Below are 20,942 nucleotides of genomic sequence, written 5' to 3' on the forward strand. Positions count from 1 at the left end.
GGCGGGGGCGGTGTACGGCGCCGGCGGGGACGGTGCCGGCGGTGATGCGGGGGAGCGGGCGGGCTCAGAGCCGGTGCGCGGTCCCCGCCGGCCCGGCGCCCCGGGTGTCCAGCAGCAGCTGGGCCTTCACCGCGAGCCCTTGCAGGTCGTAGGTGCGATGGTGTTGCAGCAGGACGGTCAGGTCGGCGTCGGCCGCCGCCTCGTACACCGACTCCGCGCGCTCCACCTCGCGCCCCAGCACCCGCCATCGCGTGAGGTACGGATCGTGGTAGCCGATCCGGGCGCCCAGCTCCATCAGCCGGGAGGCGATCTCCCGCGCGGGCGAGCCCTCCGCGTCGGCGACGTCGGGTTTGTAGCCGACGCCCAGCAACAGGACCCGCGCGCCGCGCGCCGACTTCCCGTACTCGTTGAGCAGGGCCGTGCAGCGGCGGGTGACATAGCCCGGCATCCGCCCGTTGACCTGCTGGGCGAGCCCGACCATGCGCAGCGGGAGGCCGAGGCCGTGCTGCTGGTCCGCCATGTGGTCGTGGTCGACCGGTACGCCGTGGCCGCCGACGCCGGGCCCTGGCCGGAAGGACTGGAAGCCGAACGGCTTGGTCTCGGCGCAGCGGACCACGTCCCACACATCGACGCCCAGGTCATGGCAGTACACCGCCAGCTCATTGACCAGGGCGATGTTGACGTGCCGGTAATTGGTCTCCAGGACCTTGACGGTCTCGGCCTCACGGGTGCCGCGGGCCCGGACCACCTTTTCGGTGAAGCGGCCGTAGAAGGCGGCGGCCGCCTCGGTGCAGGCGGGCGTGAGGCCGCCGATGACCTTGGGGGTGTTGGCGGGGCCGTGGGCGCGGTTCCCGGGGTCGTGGCGGCAGGGGGAGTAGGCGAGGTGGAAGTCGCGCCCGGCCCGCAGCCCGGACCCGTCCTCCAGAAGGGGACGGAGGAATTCCTCGGTGGTCCCGGGGTACACGGTGGATTCCAGCAGAACGGTGGTGTGCGGACGCAGCCGCGCCGCGAGCGTGCGGGCCGCCTCGCCGACCGCCGACAGATCCAGTCTGCGGTCGTTCCCGAGCGGGGTCGGGGCGCAGATGACGGCGGTGCGGACGCGGCCGAGCTCGGCCGCGTCGGCGGTGATCCGGAAGCCCCGGGCGGCCATCCGGCGCAGCTCGGCGGCGGACAGCCGGCCCTCACCCGAGCAGGAGGGCAGCCGTCCGGCCCGGAGGTCGTCGGCGGCGCGCGGATCGGGGTCGTAGCCGATGGTGCGGACACCGGCGGCGGTGGCGGCCTGGGCGAGAGGAATACCGAGATGACCGAGTCCGATGACGGCGAGATCTGCGGGCATGACGTTGTGTCGTCCTTCCCGGGACGATGTCGGATGGCGCAAACCCCCCAAAGGAAGACTAAGCGGAAATATGACTCGTATTCAGTATTGACGGGGGGTGTTGGCGCGGTGTCGCGGCGGCGGGCGCGGCAGCGGCATGGCGTGGTGGGGAGAAAGCCAGGAAAATCAACAAGGCAGACAAGGCGGACAGGGTGGCGTGACGTCGATCACAGCGGGAGGCAGCGGTGAAAACACCGGCACTGGGACCGGCCGAGCGCGCCGAGGCGCTGGCCCGGATGGCGGACCGTGAGCTGGATGTGCTGGTCGTGGGTGGTGGAGTGGTCGGCGCGGGCACCGCGCTGGACGCCGCGACACGGGGCCTGGAGACCGGTCTGGTCGAGGCGCGGGACTGGGCCTCCGGGACCTCCAGCCGGTCCAGCAAGCTGATCCACGGCGGACTGCGCTATCTGGAGATGCTCGACTTCGCACTGGTGCGCGAAGCGCTGAAGGAGCGCGGGCTGCTGTTGGAGCGGATCGCGCCGCACCTGGTCAAACCGGTGCCGTTCCTGTATCCGCTGAAGCACCGGGTCTGGGAGCGGTGCTACGCCGGATCGGGCGTGGCGCTCTACGACGCCATGTCCTTCTCCTCCGGGCACGGCCGGGGACTGCCCGCCCACCGCCATCTGACCCGCGGCCGGGCACTGCGGGTCGCGCCCTGCCTGAGGAAGGACGCGCTGGTCGGGGCGTTGCAGTACTACGACGCCCAGATGGACGACGCGCGCTACGTCACCATGCTGGTGCGCACGGCGGCCGCATACGGCGCACAGGCCGCCAACCGGGCCCGGGTGGTCGGCTTCCTGCGGGAGGGGGAGCGCGTGGTCGGCGCGCGGGTGCACGACCTGGAGCAGGGGGGTGAGTTCGAGGTCCGCGCCCGGCAGGTGGTGAACGCCACCGGGGTGTGGACGGACGAGACCCAGGCGCTGATCGGGGAGCGCGGCCAGTTCCACGTCCGGGCCTCCAAGGGCATCCACCTGGTCGTCCCCAAGGACCGCATCCACTCCACGACCGGGCTGATCCTGCGCACCGAGAAGAGCGTGCTCTTCGTGATCCCCTGGGGCAGGCACTGGGTCATCGGCACCACGGACACCGACTGGGACCTGGACAAGGCCCACCCGGCCGCCTCCAGTGCCGATATCGACTATCTGCTGGAGCACGTCAACGAAGTCCTCGCGGTGCCGCTGACCCGCGACGACGTGGAAGGCGTCTACGCCGGGCTGCGCCCGCTGCTGGCCGGGGAGTCGGAGGCCACCAGCAAGCTCTCGCGCGAGCACACGGTCGCCCATCCGGTGCCGGGCCTGGTGGTGGTCGCGGGCGGCAAGTACACCACGTACCGGGTGATGGCCAAGGACGCCGTGGACGAGGCGGTGCACGGTCTGGACCACCGGGTCGGGCCCTGTGTCACCGAGGAGGTTCCGCTGGTCGGCGCCGTCGGCTACAAGGCGCTGTGGAACGCGCGGGCGCGGATCGGCCGCCATACCGGGCTGCACGTGGCGCGGATCGAGCATCTGCTGAACCGTTACGGCTCGGCCGCCCAGGAGGTGCTGGAGCTGATCGCGGACGACTCGTCGCTGGGCGAGCCGCTCGCCGGGGCGGACGACTACCTGCGGGCCGAGGTCGTCTACGCCGCCTCGCACGAGGGGGCCCGCCATCTGGACGACGTCCTCACCCGGCGCACCCGCATCTCGATCGAGACCTTCGACCGCGGCACGCGCTGCGCCCGCGAGGCGGCCGGGCTGATGGCGCCCGTGCTGGGCTGGGACGAGGACCAGATCGACCGGGAGGTCCAGCACTACGAGAAGCGGGTGGAGGCGGAGCGCGAGTCCCAGCGCCAGCTGGACGATCTGACGGCGGACGCGGCGCGGCTGGGCGCGCCGGACATCGTCCCGCTGTAAGGAGACCGGCTGTAGGGAGACCGGCTGTAGGGAGACCCACTGGAGGGAACCCGCTGTAAGGAGACCCGCTGTAGGGCACCGGTGTCCGGGAGGGGCCCATGACGTCCTTACGGTCGAGGGCAGAACTCGGCTTCGAGCAGAGACGTTTCGGCGGGCAGACCGGAACGGGCCGTGCCGTTGAGCCGGTAGGCGAGGGTGTGGCGGCCGTCGGAGGTGGCCACGGCCATCACGGAGGAGCCGGTGATCTCGCCGTTGTGGCCCCACAGGGTCACTCCGCACGACAGCCGCACCGGGAACAGCCCCATGCCGTACTGGCCGTCGGAGGCGGACGTGTTCCGCATCCGCCGCAGCTCGGCCCGGGGCAGGACCTCGCCGCGCAGCAGCCCGGAGACGAGGCGGCTCAGGTCGTCGAGGGTGGAGATCAGCTCCCCCGCGGCCCCCGCCGAGGAGGGGTTGAGCTCGGTGACATCGCGTCGGGCGCCGTCGGCCGAGGCGCCGCCGCCCCGCGTGTACGCGCGGCCGTGCGGGGCCGGGAGGGTGGTGCGGGCACCGGGGAAGGAGGTGCCGTCCAGACGCAGCGGGACGAGCACGTCGCGCCGGGCCTCGGTCGCGTAGGAGCGGCCGGTGACCTGCTGGACGACCATGCCCAGCAGGACGTAGTTGGTGTTGGAGTAGCGCCACTCGGCCCCGGGCGCGAAGGAGGGGCGGTGCGCCAGGGCGGTGCGCACCAGGGAGGCCGGGGTGTGGGTGCGGTCGGCCGCGGCGGACAGCTCACGTGCGAGCACCGGGTCGTCGGTGTAGTCGAACAGCCCGCTGGTCTGGTTCAGCAGCTGACGGAGGGTGATCTTCCGACCGTCGTTGCCATGTCCGCGTACCAGCCCCGGAAGGTGCTCCTCCACCGTGTCCCCGAGGCCGAGCCGCCCCTGGGCGGCCAGGCGCAGCGTCACCGCCGCGATGACGGTCTTGGTGAGGCTGCCCGCGCGGAAGCGGTCGTCGCGGTGGATGCGGCGCCCGGTGCGGACGTCGGCGACGCCCGACGCGACGAACCGCGTGCCCTCGCCCGTCCGGCGGATGAGCGCCGCGGCTCCCGGCGTGCCGCCCTGCGCCGCCAGCCGGCGTACGGCGGCGCGTACGGCGTCGTCCCGGCGGTCCTCCGCGCCCGTGTTCGCCTCCGGACCCCCGCTCGCCCGCACGTGCGCGTCCCGGCCCGCTTCCGCGGTCGCACCGCAGCCGGGGAGGGCGAGACAGAGGGCGGCGAGGAGCGCCGCAGCGGTCGGCATCCGTCCCCGCCTGTGCCATCGTAGGGCGGAGATGGGCATGACACGGACCTCCGTTTCCTGCGTACTCCCAGATGGTCGCGGGTACCGCGGTGGCCGCCACGCCGCGCCCCGGACCCCCGGCGGTTCGGGGTCCGCGGATGAGAGACAATAGAGGCTCTCCCAGGGTGGGTTCAGGGTGGGTAGATTTACAGAGGGGTCGCATGTCGGAGGCTGAGAAGACGCAGGGCTCGACTGGGCGCCTCCTCGCCGGGCGATACCGGCTCGGGGAGATTCTCGGTCAGGGCGGCATGGGCACGGTCTGGCGTGCGAGCGACCAGACCCTCGGCCGTACGGTCGCGGTCAAGGAGCTGCGCTTTCCGTCCAGCGTCGAGGAGGACGAGAAGCGACGGCTCATCACCCGCACGCTGCGCGAGGCGAAGGCGATCGCCCGCATCCGCAGCAACGGCGCCGTCACCGTCTACGACGTGGTCGACGAGGACGACCGCCCGTGGATCGTCATGGAGCTCATCGAGGGGCGTTCGCTCGCCGACGTCGTCCGCGACGACGGACCGCTGACCCCCAAGCGCGCCGCCGAGGTCGGGCTCGCCGTCCTCGATGTGCTGCGCGCCGCCCACCAGGCGGGCATCCTGCACCGCGATGTGAAGCCCTCCAATGTGCTGATCTCGGACGACGGCCGGGTCGTCCTCACCGACTTCGGCATCGCGCAGGTCGAGGGCGACCCGTCGGTGACCTCCACCGGCATGCTCGTCGGCGCGCCCTCGTACATCTCCCCGGAGCGGGCGCGCGGCCAGAAGCCCGGCCCGCCGTCGGACCTGTGGTCGCTGGGCGGGCTGCTGTACGCGGCGGTGGAGGGCGTGCCGCCGTACGACAAGAGCACGGCCATAGCGACGTTGACCGCCGTGATGACCGAGCCGGTGGAGCCGCCGAAGAACGCGGGCCCGCTGGAGGAGGTCATCTACGGTCTGCTCGTCAAGGACCCGGAGCGGCGGCTGGACGACGCCGGGGCGCGGGCGCTGCTCGAACACGCGCTGAACGCCCCCGAGGAGGCCAAGGCCCCCGCCGACGCCACCCGCACGATGAGCCTGCCGCCCGCCCCGTCGAAGGAGGACGAGGCGGCCGCCAAGGCCAAGGAGGCGGCCGTCGCGGAGCGCAGGCGCGGTGCGCTGAGGTCCGTGCGCAACGCGGCGGCGGCCGCGGCCGTGAAGAAGGCGGACACCGGGAGCGGGGCGGAGGCGGCGGAGCGGTCCGGTGCCGAGAAGTCCAGGGCGGCGGCGTCCGGCGCGGCGGCGTCCGGTGCGGCGCGGAAGGCCGGGGCGGCCGCCGCGACGCCCGAGTCGGCGCCCGCCCCCCAGCCCGCCGTGCCGCCGCGCGCCTCGATCACCGATGTGGTCCCCAGGCGCACGCTGATCATCATCGCGGTGGTCGTGGTGCTCGCCATCGTGGGCGCCGTGCTCGCCGTCGTCCTGAGCAGCGGCGACGACGGCGGCGGCAACGCCAAGGGCGCCTCCGGAGGCGACAAGTCCACCTCCGCCGGGGTCTCCGGCGGCACCGAGGAGGGCCAGGGCACCGACAAGTCCGGCCAGTCGGCCGGTGAGTCGCCGAACGCGGAGAGCTCCGGCGAGCAGACGAGCGCGAGCGCCTCCAAGGGCTCGGACGACGAGTCGGACGACACGTCGGACGACGGCGGGAGCGGGGACGACAGCGGTAAGGGCGAGGACGGCGGCGGTAAGGGCGGGCTGCCCGACGGCTACAAGACCGTCAAGAGCTCCGACTTCCCCTTCAGCATGGCCATGCCGGAGGACTGGTCGGTCCACTCCGGAAGCTATTCCGGCAGCCGTAAGTACTACGGCGGGTCCAGCATTCCGCGTATTCAGGTCGACTTCACCGACTCGCCGAGGTCGGACGCCGTGGCGGACTGGAAGAAGGGCGAGGAGAACGCCCGGCGCACCATGTCCGGCTACAAGGGCCTCGGCATCAAGTCGATCGACTGGAACGGCTACCCAACCGTCGCGGACTGGCAGTTCGAGCGCAACCAGGACGGCAAGCGGGTGCGGGCGATCAACCGCGGCTTCAAGGCGGACGGCAGCCATGGCTTCGCCATACTGATCACGTGCGAGGCGAGCAAGTGGGACGACGAGGAGTGCGCCACCCTCCGTCAGACCGCCTTCGACACCTTCAAGATTACGGACTGAACACTCCTGTCGGCGAAGCGTCGTTCGGGCACGTATCGTGAGAAGCCCTAGACTGTGCGCAGCCGCAGGAACCCGCCAAAACGACCGCATTTGACGGTTTCGCGCTGCGCCGACCGCTGGTAAGGGCGGCGTCGATCGCGCGCTTTGGGGAGGCGTCGTGGAGGAGTACGCGGGCCGGGTGCTGGCCGACCGCTATCGCCTGCCCCTGCCGCCCGCCGACGAGTACGAACTCGTCGAGACCCGCGCCTTCGACACCTACAGCGGGCAGGAAGTCCATCTGCGGCAGATACCGCTGCCGGAGGTCGTGGACGCCGAGGTCGTCGACGAGGACGCGCGGTGGGGCGGCGGTGGCGGACCGCAGGGACGCGGCGGCACGTTCGCCGGTTCCGGGCGTGCGGCCCGGGGCGACGGCGATCCGGCCGTCCGGCGCGCCATCGCGGCGGCGACGGCCGCCGCGCAGATCCCCGACCATCCGCGGCTCGGCCAGGTCTTCCACGTCTTCGCGGAGGCCGGAAGCCTGTGGATCGTCAGCGAACTGGTCTCCGGCCGCCCGCTCGCGGCGCTGCTCGCGGAGGGCACGCTGTCCCCGCACCGGGCCGCCGAGGTCGCCAACGACATCCTTACGGCGCTGGGCGCCCTGCATGCCAACGGGTGGATCCACCGCAACATCACCACTCGTACCGTGCTGTTGTGCGACGACGGCCGCGCGATGCTCACGGGGCTGGCCGCCGGTGCGGCGGAGGAGGCGCTGTGCGGCTACGACCCCGTTCCGGCGCCGGCCGGCGCCGCCCCGGCCTTCGAAGAGCCCACCCCGGCTTCCGATGCGCCCATCCCGGCTTCCGAGGCGCCCGTCCGCGGCGTCGAGGAGTCCCGGTCCGCTGACGCCCCGGCCGCCTCGCCGCGGGGCCCGGCGGGTCCCGGCGACCACTCGGGCCATGGCCCGGTCCGGCGCGGCGGCGAAGGGCACGCCCCCATCCCGGGGGCCCGTGCGGCCGAGGGGGGCGAGGCGCTGCCGCACACCGGGCCGCGGTACCGGGACCAGGGCGCCGCGGGTGGTTTCCTGCCGCCGGGCGCTCCTTACGGTGGCCATGAGCAGGCGGGGACGGGTGCGCGGCCCGGGGACGAGGGCGCGGGCACGCGATCCGGCGACGAGGGCCGGGCGTACCGCGACCAGGGCGCGGCGGCGGTCGTGCCCGAGCCGCGAGCGCCTTACGGCGACCACGGTGCGCCGGCGGCGGGTTCGGGTCCCGGCGCGGGCGGTCCGGGCCACGGGAGCCGGCCGGAGCCCGGCCCGGGGCCCCACGGGCACGAGGCCCCGTACCGGGACCCAGGGGTCGCGGGCGGGCTGCCCGGACCGCGGCGGGCGGGACAGCCGGGGGGCCGGGAAGACGAGCGGGGCACCGCCGCCGATGTGCCGGGCGCGGCCGCGCGGGCGGCGCGGGCCAGCGCCATCGCCGCCTACGCGGCGGGCGCGCGGGCCGCCGCACGGGCCAACGCCGAAGCGGCCCCCCGCTCCCCGCACGCTCCCGAGCCCGCGCCCCAGCCCACACCCACATCCGCACCCGCCCCCGTCCCCGAGGCCGATCCGGACCCGGTGCCCGGCGGTGCCTCATGGCCCGGTCGGCCGGACGGTGCGGAGCAGCCTCAGCCGGCCGCCTCCGAAGGCGGCGGCTCCTGGGACACCGGCGGTACCACCGGTGGCGGCCCGGCCACCGCGCTCGCCGCCGAGCGTGCCCGCCAGGCCCGTATCGTCGTGGTCGGCGCCGTCACCGAGCGGTGGGCGCCCGAGCAGGCGGGTCCGGTCCACGAGAACTGGCGGCTGGCGCCCCCCGTCGGCCCCGCCGCCGACCTGTGGGCGCTCGGCGCGCTGCTGTTCCGCGTCGTGCAGGGCCATGCCCCGTACCCGGAGGAGAACGCCGCCGAGCTGGTGCAGATGGTCTGCGCGGAGGCGCCCGCGTACGCGGAGGAGTGCGGTCCGCTGCGTCCCGTTGTCGAGTCGCTGATGCGCCAGGACCCCACCGAGCGCCCGGACTTCGAGGAGCTGCGCGGCTGGCTGCGGTCGCTGATCCGCTCGGCGCCCGAGCCGGACGTCGGCAGCAGTACGGTCACGGTGCCCTCGCTCGGCTCGGGCGGGGCATCCGACCCCCGGCGGCTGCCGATCATCCGCAGACGCGGCTGGCTGGTGCGCAGGGGCCGGGGCCGCCGCCCGGCCGCGCCGACTGCCCCGGCCGCGTCGGCCGAGCCGGTCGTCGGGCATGCGCGGCACCGGCGGGACAGGCGGGACAGGCGCGAGAACCGGCAGGCGCCGGCGCCTGCCCAGCGCTCGCCGCGCAGGCTGGGGCGGACGCTGTTGCTGCTGATCCTGCTGGCGCTGGCCGCGGCGGTGCTCTACGCGACGATGTTCATGCCGAGCGACAAGGACAACGGCGGCCAGGGCCGTGCGGATTCGGCCGGTGGGACGAGCGCGGCGCCGAGCGACTCCGCAGGCGGCGACGAGAACGGCGGGGAGGCCGGGAAGCCGGCGGACCCCGGCGACCGGGAACCGCAGTCCACCGCCCCCGCCGGACTGGCGAAGGGGTTCGCGGTCCGCAACGACCCCAAGGGCTTCAAGGTCGCCGTCCACCAGGACTGGACCCGCCGGGGCGAGAACAACCGGGGCCAGATCCGCTACATCGGCGGCGACTTCGAGCTGGTGGTCGTGGCCGGACGGGACAAGGCGTCCGAGTTCGGCGGCGACCCGATGGCGTACCAGCAGGACCGCGAGGCCGAACTGGCCGCCTTCCGCGGCTCCTCCTGGGCCTCGTCCTCTGGGCTGCGGCGGATCGACGTCGGCGGGACGGCGATGGCGGAGGGCACGTTCAGCTGGCGCGACAGCAGCGGGCGGGATGTGTACGCGCGCAACCTCGCGATGCTGATCGACGGCCGCTACCACGTGGTCCTGGTCATCGGCCCGTCCGATGAGCGCGACGCGGTCAGCCGCTACTTCGAGCAGGCCACGGCCACGTACAGCACGACCACCGGCTAGGACCTGGCGGGTCCGAGCGGCTGGGCGCCCGCTTCCGCGAACCGCTCCCGCAGCCGGTACTTCAGCACCTTCCGCAGCGTCTCGTTGCGGGGCAGGGCGTCCACGACCTCCAGTCGCTCCGGCAGCTTGTGCACCGACAGGCCCGCCTCGCGCAGATACGACACCACCCCGCCGAGCGTCAGTGCCCCCGCCTCCGCCGGCTGTTCCACGACGGCGCAGACCAGCTCGCCCCGCTCCGGGTCGGGCAGTCCGATCACCGCCACGTCCCCCACGTCCGGGTGCTGGTACAGCAGTTGCTCGATCTCCTGGGCCGATATGTTCTCGCCCTTGCGGATGATGATGTCCTTGGCGCGGCCGGTCAGCACCAGATGGCCGCTTTTCGTGAGATGGCCGAGGTCACCGGTGAGGAAGAAGCCGTCCGCGTCGAACGCCGCCCGCGTCTGGGACACGTCCAGATAGCCGGCGCAGACCGCCTCCCCGCGCAGCCGCACCTCCCCGTCCACCACCCGGATCTCCATCTCCCGCGGCGGCCGGCCCTCGGTGGTGGCGAGGTTCTCATCCGTGTCGTCCGGCGCACCCATGGTGATCGTGGGGGCTTCGGTCATGCCGTAGCCGTGGGCGAGCGCGCAGCCCAGCTCCCGTACGACCTCGTAGTAGAGCTCGGGCGGTTTGGGCGCGCCGCCGCCCGCGAGGAGCCGCAGGGTGGGGATGAGCCTGCGCGAGGGGTCCTTGCGCTGTTCGGCCAGGAACATCGAGTAGAAGGCGGTGCTGCCGCCCGCGACCGTGACCCCGTGCCGCCGGTACGCGGCCAGCGACTCCGGCAGGGAGAAGTGCTCCAGCAGCACGGCGGGGAAGCCGTGGAGCAGCAGCATCACGGTGTAGTCGGGCCCGGCGACATGGGCGTACGGGAAGGCCATCGACCCGACGTCGTCCGGGCCGAGCCGCAGCGCGCGGGCGAGGCAGGCGCCGGCGGTGATGAGGCTGCGGTCGGTGTGCAGCACGCCCTTGGGGTCGGAGGTGGTGCCCGAGGTCCAGTAGATCCAGCGGACGGCCCGGCCGTCGGTGGGCGGTGGCGGCAGCCGCAGGGCCTGGGGGTCGGCGACCGGCAGTGTGTCGTACGCCTCGAAGACCACCGGCGGTTCGGGCAGTTCGGCGGCGAGCCGGCGCGCCATCGCGGTGTGGTCGAAGCCGCGCCACCGGCCGGGCACGGCGAAGAACCGCGCCCCGGACTCGCGCAGCGCGTACCCCACCTCGCGGTCGCGGTAGTACGGGATGAGCGGGGTCTGTACGGCGCCGAGGCGGGCGAGCGCCATGGTCAGCACGACCGTCTCGATCCGGGTGGGCAGCTGCCAGGCGACCCGGCTGCCGGGGCGTATCCCCAGCCGGTACAGCCCGGCGGCGGTCCGCTCGGCGCGGGTGCGCAGGGCCCGGAAGGTCAGCCGCCGGTCGTGCCGGGCGGAAGCGGCGGCCTGTAGCAGGACGGGGGCGTCGGGGGTGAGCGCGGCGCGCCGTTCGAGCAGTTCCCACAGCGTCGCCGATCCGCCGAGCTCATGCGCGACGTCGGTCATCCCGGCCTCCCAGGGGGCGCCAGCTGACGGGGCATCAGGTAACGCTGGGAAGCGTAAGGCCGCGCGCCTTGTCGGTCCAGGGGGTGCGGACTAACCTGCGCATGCCACCTTTCCTGACGGCGCATCAGAAAGGGAGGTCGGCTGCTGATGGATCTCGCGTTCACGGAGGACGAGGAGGACTTCCGGCGCCGGCTGCGCGCCTGGCTCGCCGACACCCTGCCCAAGCTGCCGGACCGCCCGCACCGGGCCGACTGGCCCGGCCGGCGCGCCTATGACTGCGGCTGGCAGCGCATGCTGCACGACGCGGGCTACGCCGGGCTGCACTGGCCCGAGGACGCGGGCGGCCAGGGCGCCACCCCCACCCAGCATCTGATCTTCCTGGAGGAGACCGAGCGGGCCGGCGCGCCCTATGTGGGCGCCGGTTTCGTCGGGCTGCTGCACGCGGGGCCCACCATCGCCGCAGAGGGCACCCCCGAACAGCGGGCGCGCTGGCTGCCGCCGATCCTGCGCGGGGACGAGGTCTGGTGCCAGGGGTTCTCCGAACCGGACGCCGGCTCGGACCTGGCCTCGCTGCGCACCCGGGCGGTACGGGACGGTGACGCCTATGTCGTCAGCGGAAGCAAGATCTGGACCTCGCACGCCGAGATCGCCGACTGGTGCGAGCTATTGGTGCGCACCGCGCCGGTAAACGCCGACACGCCGAAGCACCGGGGCATCAGCTGGCTCGCGATGCCGATGGACGCGCCCGGGGTGACGGTGCGGCCGCTGCGGACCCTCGCCGGGACGGCGGAGTTCGCCGAGGTGTTCCTGGACGAGGTGCGGGTGCCGGTCACCCACCGGGTCGGGGAGGAGAACGACGGCTGGCGGGTGACCATGGTGACCCTCTCCTTCGAACGCGGTACGGCCTTCGTGGGCGAGGTGGTCGCCTGCCGACGGGTGCTGGAGGCGCTGGCCCGGACGGCGAAGGCCAACGGGCGCTGGGACGACGCGGTGCTGCGGCGCCGGTTGGGGCGGCTCGCGGCGGAGTGCGCGGCGCTGTGGCGGCTCACCCAGTGGAACGTGAGCGAGGCGCAGCGCACCGGCGGGGTGCCGGGCGTCGGTGGCTCGGTCTTCAAACTGCGCTTCTCCCAGGTGCGGCAGGAGCTGTACGACGCGGCCGCCGAGGTGCTGGGGCCGGACGCGCTGGACGCCGGTCAGGAGTGGGTCGCGGACCGGCTCTCCTCGCTCTCGTACACGATCGCGGCGGGCACCTCGCAGATCCAGCGGAACATCGTGGCCGAGCGGATCCTCGGCCTGCCGAAGGGGCGGTGAGCAGGCCGTGGACTTCCAGCTCACGGACGACCAACGGGCGCTGCGGACCGGGGTGCGCGAACTGCTGGAACGGCGCTTTCCGCGGACCCGGCTGCGGGCGATGGTGGACATGGCGGACGGTGACGGCGCGGAGCGGGGAGCGGGGCTGGACCGGGCGCTGTGGCGGGAACTGGGCGCGGCGGGGCTCTTCGCGCTGCGGGTACCGGAGTCGGCGGGCGGGGTGGGGCTGGGGCTGCCGGAGGCGGTGCTGGCCTTCGAGGAGGCGGGCCGTGCGCTGCTGCCGGGTCCGCTGGTGGCAACGGAGCTGACGGCGGGACTGTCGGTGCCGGGGGCGTTGGCGGCGGGGGAATCGGTTGCGGGTGCGGCCCGGGGCGAGGCCGTGGTGACGGCGCTGGACGAGGGGGACGCGCTGGTCGAGCATCTGGCCTCGGCCGATGCGGTGCTGGTGCTGGGTCCGACCGCCGTGGAGGTGATCGCGGCGGCGGCGGTGACGCGTTCGGCGGAGCCGATACGGTCAGTGGACCCGGCCACCCCGCTGCACCGGACGGCGCCGTATCGAACGGCACAGCGGCGCACCGCACCGGAGCGCACCGCACCGGAGCGGGCCCGGCCGCCGGTGGTGCCCTCGGGGGCTTCGGGGGCTTTGGGGCTCGCCGCCCGGTTGCGCCGCGAGGCGGCGCTGCTGACCGCGGCGCAACAGCTGGGCAGCGCTTGCCGTACGGTCGAGCTCGCTGTGGACCATGCCAAGCGGCGCACCCAGTTCGGCCGTCCGATCGGTGCCTTCCAGGCCGTACAGCATCTGTGCGCCCAGATGCTGGTGCGCGCCGAATCAGCCAGAAGTGTGGTGTATGCGGCGGCGGTCACAGAAGACCCGGGTGACATAGCCGCCGCCAAGCTGCTGGCGGATGAGGCAGCTGTCCGCAATGCCCGCGATTGTCTGCAAGTGCACGGCGGGATGGGCTTCACCTGGGAGGCGGATGTCCATCTGCATCTCAAGCGGGCCTGGGTACGGGCAGGTCAGTGGCAGTCCGCTGCCGCTGCGGAGGAGGAACTCGCGGCCGGGCTCTTGTCGACCGTTGAAACATGTTTGTAGCCGAGCTCTATGGATACGCCTGAATTGTTGGGATGTCGCATTCTCTGGGGAGATCCCCAGAGCCTCCGAGGTGACCGAGCGTTGATACCGGGTTGTTTCCTAGGCGTGACTCGTCACAGGGGGGAGTCGGGCTCGCGCTCGGGTACTCTCCGTGGGGTGCGAGCGCTTAAGGGGTGCGATAAGCCCGGCGTTGCCCATGGGGCGACTCCGGGCACGCCGACGTACCCCGATCACCCGGGGTGTACGGCGCCCGGGTCCCGGTGTTCGAGTCCCCAGAGCGTGTGTCGCACAGTATGCCCCACGCATACTCCTTGGCGCTGGAATATGACTGAAGCGCTTGTTGGCGTGACTGTACGTCAACCATGCTGTTTCGCAAGGGGGTGCCTCCCGGCGGCGGCTGGGGGAGAGTCGCGGTCTGTGACCTCTTGGAGGTACAAGGCGATGTGTCTGCCGGTTCGGATGGTGTGAGCGGTGCAGGTACTTCAGGCGCAGATGGAGGTCAGGCCCGACCCTGCGGAGGTGAGCCGTGCCCGTCGGTGGGCCCGTTCGCGGCTCGCCGGCTCCGGGATCGGGGCCGACGAGCCGCTCGCCGAGACGTTGATCCTGCTCATCTCCGAACTCGTCACCAACGCCGTGGTGCATACGGGCTGTCCCGCCGTGCTGCGGATGCTCTTCCCCGCCCAGTCGGCGGGCGGCAGCGGGGCCTCGGGCCCGTTCGGGGGCCGGAGCTCGGGTCTGGGGACGGTCCGGGTCGAGGTGGCCGACGCCAGTGACCGTGCGCCGCGCCAGCGCTGTGCCGGTGAGGGGGACACCCATGGGCGCGGGCTGGAGCTGGTCGACGGCCTCGCCGACCGGTGGGGCTGGCAGCCGGAGGGCGCCGGAAAGCGGATCTGGTGTGAAATCGACCGCGCGAAGGGTGAGGAGCCCCTCGCCCAGAGGCGGGCCGCCTCCCCTGCGCCGTCACACATGGGGCGAACCAGACAAAGTCCAGACCAGGTGTTGACGTGACGTGTTCGGTTGATCACTCTAGGATCAGCGATTCGTCGCGAGGGGACGCCGAGGGCTGTGGTGTCTGCGTGAGCTCTGTGCTCACGGGGACGTTCCTTGGCGAGTGCGGGTCGCGCCCCCGCTGCTGATACAGGGCTCAGCGCCGGGAGCCGGGTGGCGGTGCGCGGTGCCGTGCTCGGGGCGCGCATGAGCGCACCGCCACCCGAGAGGAAGCGACCCGCCGTCCCCTTCCAGGCGGCCGACGCCGCCCGGCGCGGCGGGAGTCACAGGTTCGCTGGGGTGTCAGAGGATCGCCACGGGTGCGACCGGTGCGCCCGTGCCGCCGACGAACGGCTCGGGCGGAGCCGACAGCAGAAAGGCGTAGCGCCCCTCCTCGGCGCAGTTCTCGGACAGCTCCTCAAGATTCCAGTTCTGGCCCTGGAGCATGCCCATCTCGACCAGATCGAGGGCGTGGACCGGCAGCCAGAGGTTCTCGATCTCCGGTGGGAAGACCTCGAAGGTCAGCGTGTCATTGGCGACCGCCGCCACATCGCGGGCGTGGAACCACTCCGGTGTGCGCAGGGAGAGGCCCGGTGAGGGGAAGGCGTATGCCTCCTTCTCGCCCGCCAGATAGCGCTGGATCTGCCCGGTCCGGACGAGTGCGATATCGCCGGGACGGACCTTGGTCCCGGCCAGTTCCTCGGCGGCGTCGAGGTCTTCGGGGGTGACGGTATGCCCGTCGGGAAGCCGCTGGACGCCCAGGGCCCGTGCCACATCGAGGAGCACCCCGCGCGAGACGAGGGGACCCGCCTTCTCGATGCCGCTGAAGGCGGCGCGGTCATGGGTGGTTATGGAGTCGGCGGGGCGGCCGTTGTAGATCCTGCCGGAGTGCGAGACATGGGTCAGCCCGTCCCAGTGGGTTCCGGCCTGTAGTCCCATCGTCACGGCGTCGTCGCTGGTCGCCACGGTGTCCGGGCCGAACATCTCGAAGTTGACCGCGATCATCGTGTGCAGCGGGTTGACCCGCCCGGGGATCATTCCGGTCTGGATGCCGTCCTGTCGCAGCGGCACCGCGAGGGGAACGCGGCGACCGGTCCGTATGGTCGCCGCGGCCTCCCGGATCACGGCATCGGTGATCAGATTGAGCGTGCCGATCTCGTCCGCCGCTCCCCAGCGGCCCCAGTTGTTGACGCGCTTGGCGATCTCGTGGAACTCGGCTGGCAGCGGCATGGCGTCTCCTTCGTCGTTCCCGGTCGACGTTTGTGTGCGAGGGCTTGTACTCGGGCCGCGTCTGCTCAAAAATCTAACGGACCGTCAGAAACTCCGGGAGGGGATGCGGCGTGGGCAACTTCTTGGACGGCAAGGTGGTCGCCGTCACCGGGGCCGGACGCGGTATCGGACGGGCGGTGGCCCTCGCCTGCGCGGCCGAAGGGGCTCAGGTCGTCGTCAACGACTACGGGGTTTCGATCGAGGGCGGTGAACCGAGCAGCGAGGTCGCCGAGGCCGTGGTCAAGGAGATCGCGGCGGCGGGCGGTGCGGCGGTCGCGGTCGCCGACGACGTCTCGACCATGGCCGGTGGCCAGCGGGTCGTGGACACCGCGCTCGAACAGTACGGACGGCTGGACGGGGCCGTCTGCGTCGCCGGGATCCTGCGCGAGCGGATGCTCTTCAACATGTCCGAGGAGGAGTGGGACCCGGTCGTCGCCACCCATCTCAAGGGCACCTTCACGGTCTTCCGGGCGGCGTCGGCGGTGATGCGCCGCCAGCGCTCCGGAACCCTGATCGGCTTCACCAGCGGCAACCACCAGGGCAGCGTCGCCCAGGCCAACTACGCCTCCGCCAAGGGCGGGATCATCTCCCTGGTGCGGAGCGCCGCGCTGGGGCTGCACAAGTACGGCGTCACGGCGAACTGTGTCGCACCGGTCGCCCGCACCCGGATGTCCGCCAACGTGCCGATGGAGCTCAGGGAGATCGGCGAGCCGGAGGACGTGGCGGCCCTGGTCGTCTATCTGCTGAGCGAACGCGCCCGTGCGGAGCGGATCACCGGCCAGGTCTACACGATCGCGGGCCCCAAGATCGCGGTCTGGGCCCAGCCCCGTGAGCTGCGCGCCGGATACGCCGAGGGCGCCTGGACCCCGGAGAGGATCGCCGACTTCCTCCCGGGCACGGTCGGCACCGACCCCATGCCGATGCTGGCCCAGCTGGACGCCATGGCCCAGGCAGCCGCCACCGGCCAACGCCCCAACGCCTGACGTCCGTAACGGCGGGTCGGCCGGGGAAGACCGGCCGGGACCGACGAGGGGAGAGGTTGTGGACTTCGCTTTCGGGCCGGAGGACGAGCGGTTCCGCGCCGAGGCACGCGGCTGGCTGGCCGAGCACTTCACCGGACCGTTCGCCGCTCTCGCGCAACAATCCGGCGGCCATCCCGGCGAGGGGCACGGCGACATGGCAGCCCGCCGCGCCTGGGAGCGCGAGCTGGGCACCGGCGGCTGGATCGGCATCGGCTGGGACCGCACGGACGGGGCGTACGGCAACCGCGCCGCGACCCTGACCCAACAGGTCGTCTGGGCCGAGGAGTACGCCCGCGCCGGGGCGCCCGGCCGACTGGGGCATATCGGCGAGAACCTCCTCGCGCCCACCCTGCTCGCCCACGGCGACTCCGCACAGCGCGCCCGCTTCCTGCCAACCATCGCCCGCGGCGAGGAGCTGTGGTGCCAGGGCTACAGCGAGCCCGACGCCGGCTCGGACCTCGCCGGGCTGCGGACCCGTGCCGTCCACGACCCGGGCGAGGGCACCTATCGCATCACCGGACAGAAGATCTGGACCTCCCTCGCCCATGAGGCCGACTGGTGTTTTGTCCTGGCGCGCACCGAGGAGGGCTCACAGCGCCATCATGGGCTCTCCTTTCTGCTGGTGCCGATGGACCAGCCGGGACGGATCGAGGTGCGGCCGATCCGGCAGCTGACCGGGACCGCGGAGTTCAACGAGGTGTTCTTCGACGGGGCCGTGGCCCGCGCCGAACACCTCGTCGGCGGCGCGGGCCACGGCTGGCGCGTGGCCATGAGCCTGCTCGCGGTGGAGCGCGGGGTCTCCACCTTGGTCCAGCAGATCGGCTTCGCCCAGGAGTTGAGCCGGGTGGTGCGGCTGGCCCTGGAGACCGGCGCCGCAGCGGAGCCCGTCCTGCGGGACCGGCTCATACGGCAGTGGGCCGAGCTCAAGGTCATGCGCTGGAACGCCCTGCGCACCCTGGGCACCGCGCAGAACCCCGCCCGGGAGCCCGCCCGGGAGCCCGCCCGGAACGCCCGGAACCCCGCCCAGGACGCCGCCCCGCGGAAGGCCGTCCCCCACGACCTCCCCCCGCGGAGCGCCGACGCCCAGGCCCCCGGCTTCCGCGATGCCGGCCCGCAGGACCCCGGCGCGCCCAGCGTCGCCAAGCTGCTGTGGGGCGGCTGGCACCAGCGGCTCGGCGAGCTGGCCATGCAGGTGAGGGGCGCCGCGGCCGCACTCGGTCCGGCGCGCTGGACCGCCGGCCGGCCGTACGAACTCGACGCCTTCCAGCGTCTCTTCCTCTTCTCACGCGCCGACACCATCTACGGCGGCTCGGACGAGATCCAGCGCACCATCATCGCCGAGCGCGTACTTCACCTCCCCAAGGATTCACGCCGATGACGAAGACCTACGCGCACTGGATCGGCGGCTCGTGGCGGGCTCCCGGGAACGGGCACTACCCCGTCGTCAATCCCGCCACCGAGCAAACCGTCGGCCATGCCCCCGAGGCCGACCGGGCCGACGTGGACGCCGCTGTCCGGGCCGCCCGCGCCGCGTACGACGGCTGGTCGCGCACCGCCCCCCGGGAGCGCGCCGCCGTACTCGAGCGGGCTGCCGACCTGCTCGCCGAGCACGCCCCGGACCTGGTGCCCCTCGTCCAGGCGGAGACCGGTGCGACCCTGCGTGTCGCCTCGTCCCTCCAGGTGCCCCCGGCGATCGACCGCTTCCGCCGCTACGCGCGCGGCGCCGTCGAGCCGGACACCGTGCCGCTCGCCCCGCTGCCCGTGGCCGCCACCCCGCTGGCGCCCGGCGGGCTGGTCGGGGCTGCCGCGGTCCGCCGCCCCTTGGGTGTCGTCTGCTGCATCACCTCCTACAACTTCCCTCTCACGAATCTCGCGGGCAAGGTCGCCCCGGCCCTGGCCATGGGCAATACGGTCGTGGCCAAACCCGCGCCGCAGGACCCGCTGTGCTGTCTCGAGCTCGGCCCCCTGCTCAAGGAGGCCGGGCTCCCGGACGGTGCCTTCAATGTCGTCACCGGCTCGCGCGCGGCCGTCGGCGAGGCGCTGGTCGCGCACCCCGGTGTCGACATGGTCAGCTTCACCGGATCCACCGCTGTGGGTAAGAAGATCGCCGAATCCGCGGGGAGGTCGATGAAGCGCACCCTGATGGAGCTGGGGGGCAAGGGCGCGGCCATCGTCCTGGGGGACGCCGACGAGCGAGTGATCGCGTCGGCGGTCGGGGCGGTCGGTTCGACCTTCTCCTTTCACAGCGGTCAGATCTGCACGGCTCCGACCCGGGCGCTCGTCCATCGATCGCTGTACGAGAAGGTCATCGCCGCACTCACACACTACGCAGAGTCACTGAAGATCGGGGACCCTGTGGATAACTCCACGATCGTCGGTCCGCTGATCTCCGCCGCGCAGCGCGATCGCGTCGAGGCGTATGTCTTGGACGCCCGTGACCAGGGCGCCCGGATCGTCGTGGGCGGTGAACGCCCCGCGCGCAAACCCGGCTTCTACGTCGCCCCCACCCTCATCGCCGACGCCGACCCTGCCATGACCGTCGCGCGGGAGGAACTGTTCGGCCCGGTCGTCGTGGCCCTGCCCTTCGACGACGAGGACGAGGCGGTGCGGATCGCCAACTCCACCTCCTACGGCCTCTACGACTACGTCTTCAGCGCCGACGCGGGCCGGGCCTGGGCCCTCGCCGCCCGGCTGCGCAGCGGAAACATCGGCATCAACACCGCCCAGCGCCACCCCGAGACGCCGTTCGGCGGTTTCAAGGAAAGCGGAGTCGGCCGCGACGGCGGCTCGTTCGGCCTGCACGCGTACAGCGAACTGCAGTCGCTGGTCTGGGTCTCCTGAGGAACGGAACCGGGAGGGTGATGGGGATGAGAGGCGTCATTTTCGACGGCACGGCGCCGCGCGTGGTCGAGGACCTGGAGGTGCAGGACCCCGGCCCCGGCGAGGTGCTGGTGCGCATCGCCGCCGCGGGGCTGTGCCACAGCGATCTGTCGGTCGTCGACGGCACCATCCCCTTCCCCCTCCCCGTCGTGCTCGGCCACGAGGGCGCGGGTGTGGTGGAGGCGGCCGGGCCGGGCGTCACCCATGTCGCACCTGGCGATCATGTGGCGCTCTCCACCCTCGCCAACTGCGGGACCTGCGCCGACTGCGCGCGAGGCCGCCCCACGATGTGTCGCTCGGCGTTTCGCCGGCCGACCCGGCCCTTCCGGCGCGGCGACCAGCGGCTGTACAGCTTCGCCGCGAACTCCGCCTTCGCCGAGCGCACCCTCGTCACCGCCGTCCAGGTGGTGCGGATTCCCGAGGAGATTCCGCTCGTCTCCGCAGCCCTCATCGGCTGCGCCGTCCTCACCGGTGTCGGCGCCGTGCTCAACCGCGCCAAGGTGGACCGCGGTGAGTCGGTCGTCGTCATCGGCAGCGGCGGCATCGGGCTCAATGTGCTGCAAGGGGCCCGGATCGCCGGGGCGTCCCCGATCGTGGCCGTCGACTCCAACCCCGCCAAGGAGCCGATGGCCCGGCGCTTCGGCGCGACCCACTTCGTTGCGTCCGCCGACGATGTACGGGAGATCCTGCCGACCGGCGCGGACCACGTCTTCGAATGCGTCGGTTCCACCCGGCTCATCCGCCAGGCCGTCGATCTGCTCGACCGGCACGGCCAGGCGGTGCTGCTCGGCGTGCCGCCCGCCGACGCCGAGGCGGCCTTCCGCGTCTCCTCCATGTATCTGGACAAGTCCATCCTGGGCTGCCGCTACGGCTCCGCACGGCCGCAAGCCGATATCGCCCTGTACGCCGGCCTCTACCGGCAGGGGCGGCTGCTGCTGGACGAACTGGTCAGCAGGACGTATCCGCTGGAGGACTTCGCCGAGGCCGCTGACGACGCCCACCACGGCCGGGTGGCGCGCGCCGTGCTCACCTTCTGACCGGCCCCGGC

General features: G+C 72.8%; 14 protein-coding genes. 10 read left to right on the forward strand and 4 right to left on the reverse strand.

What is annotated here, in order from left to right:
• Window positions 1-64: 64 nt before the first annotated feature.
• Window positions 65-1,336, reverse strand: a complete 1,272-nt coding sequence (locus tag N6H00_RS23510; RefSeq protein WP_268973802.1) for a nucleotide sugar dehydrogenase — start codon at window positions 1,334-1,336, stop codon at window positions 65-67.
• Window positions 1,337-1,560: 224 nt separating this feature from the next.
• Here N6H00_RS23510 and N6H00_RS23515 point away from each other — a divergent pair, with 224 nt between their 5' ends.
• Window positions 1,561-3,267: a glycerol-3-phosphate dehydrogenase/oxidase gene (locus tag N6H00_RS23515; protein WP_268973803.1), complete on the forward strand. Its 1,707-nt coding sequence runs from the start codon at window positions 1,561-1,563 to the stop codon at window positions 3,265-3,267.
• A 107-nt stretch (window positions 3,268-3,374) separates the two neighbouring features.
• Here the strand turns inward: N6H00_RS23515 and N6H00_RS23520 are convergent, their stop codons facing one another.
• Complete coding sequence (locus N6H00_RS23520) at window positions 3,375-4,547, reverse strand: serine hydrolase domain-containing protein (RefSeq protein ID WP_268973804.1); 1,173 nt, start codon at window positions 4,545-4,547, stop codon at window positions 3,375-3,377.
• Between the two features lie 200 nt (window positions 4,548-4,747).
• On the opposite strand from N6H00_RS23520, the gene N6H00_RS23525 reads away from it, so the two are divergent.
• Both N6H00_RS23525 and N6H00_RS23530 read left to right on the forward strand, forming a co-directional pair.
• Window positions 4,748-6,739 (forward strand): serine/threonine-protein kinase, encoded by a 1,992-nt coding sequence (locus N6H00_RS23525; RefSeq protein ID WP_268973806.1) that lies wholly within the window; start codon window positions 4,748-4,750, stop codon window positions 6,737-6,739.
• A gap of 157 nt (window positions 6,740-6,896) precedes the next feature.
• Entirely contained in the window at window positions 6,897-9,764 is a 2,868-nt protein-coding gene (locus N6H00_RS23530) for a protein kinase (protein WP_268973807.1), read from the forward strand.
• On the opposite strand, the gene N6H00_RS23535 is transcribed toward N6H00_RS23530, so the two are convergent.
• Entirely contained in the window at window positions 9,761-11,332 is a 1,572-nt protein-coding gene (locus N6H00_RS23535; RefSeq protein ID WP_268973808.1) for an AMP-binding protein, read from the reverse strand. The two genes, N6H00_RS23530 and N6H00_RS23535, sit on opposite strands and share 4 nt — an antisense overlap.
• Before the next feature lie 147 nt (window positions 11,333-11,479).
• On the opposite strand from N6H00_RS23535, the gene N6H00_RS23540 reads away from it, so the two are divergent.
• The 3 genes from N6H00_RS23540 to N6H00_RS23550 all read left to right on the forward strand — a co-directional run bounded on the left by N6H00_RS23540 (window position 11,480) and on the right by N6H00_RS23550 (window position 14,744).
• Complete coding sequence (locus N6H00_RS23540; protein ID WP_268973809.1) at window positions 11,480-12,643, forward strand: acyl-CoA dehydrogenase family protein; 1,164 nt, start codon at window positions 11,480-11,482, stop codon at window positions 12,641-12,643.
• 7 nt (window positions 12,644-12,650) lie between these two features.
• Complete coding sequence (locus N6H00_RS23545; RefSeq protein WP_268973810.1) at window positions 12,651-13,736, forward strand: acyl-CoA dehydrogenase family protein; 1,086 nt, start codon at window positions 12,651-12,653, stop codon at window positions 13,734-13,736.
• A gap of 471 nt (window positions 13,737-14,207) precedes the next feature.
• A complete protein-coding gene (locus N6H00_RS23550) occupies window positions 14,208-14,744 on the forward strand; it encodes an ATP-binding protein (protein WP_268973811.1) in 537 nt (178 codons plus the stop codon).
• 282 nt (window positions 14,745-15,026) lie between these two features.
• On the opposite strand, the gene N6H00_RS23555 is transcribed toward N6H00_RS23550, so the two are convergent.
• A complete protein-coding gene (locus tag N6H00_RS23555) occupies window positions 15,027-15,953 on the reverse strand; it encodes a cyclase family protein (RefSeq protein ID WP_268973812.1) in 927 nt (308 codons plus the stop codon).
• A 110-nt stretch (window positions 15,954-16,063) separates the two neighbouring features.
• Between N6H00_RS23555 and N6H00_RS23560 the strand changes: the two genes are divergently transcribed.
• The 4 genes from N6H00_RS23560 to N6H00_RS23575 are packed head-to-tail and all read left to right on the forward strand — an operon-like array spanning window position 16,064 to window position 20,931.
• Window positions 16,064-16,975, forward strand: coding sequence for an SDR family oxidoreductase (locus N6H00_RS23560; RefSeq protein WP_268973813.1), 912 nt, complete (start codon window positions 16,064-16,066; stop codon window positions 16,973-16,975).
• A 58-nt stretch (window positions 16,976-17,033) separates the two neighbouring features.
• Window positions 17,034-18,392: an acyl-CoA dehydrogenase family protein gene (locus tag N6H00_RS23565; protein WP_268973814.1), complete on the forward strand. Its 1,359-nt coding sequence runs from the start codon at window positions 17,034-17,036 to the stop codon at window positions 18,390-18,392.
• Entirely contained in the window at window positions 18,389-19,855 is a 1,467-nt protein-coding gene (locus tag N6H00_RS23570) for an aldehyde dehydrogenase family protein (RefSeq protein ID WP_268973816.1), read from the forward strand. Before N6H00_RS23565 ends, N6H00_RS23570 begins: the two co-directional genes overlap by 4 nt.
• A 26-nt stretch (window positions 19,856-19,881) precedes the next feature.
• A complete protein-coding gene (locus N6H00_RS23575; protein WP_268973818.1) occupies window positions 19,882-20,931 on the forward strand; it encodes a Zn-dependent alcohol dehydrogenase in 1,050 nt (349 codons plus the stop codon).
• Window positions 20,932-20,942 lie beyond the last annotated feature (11 nt).

The sequence above is a fragment of the Streptomyces sp. S465 genome, from assembly GCF_026898115.1.
GTDB lineage: Bacteria > Actinomycetota > Actinomycetes > Streptomycetales > Streptomycetaceae > Streptomyces > Streptomyces luomodiensis.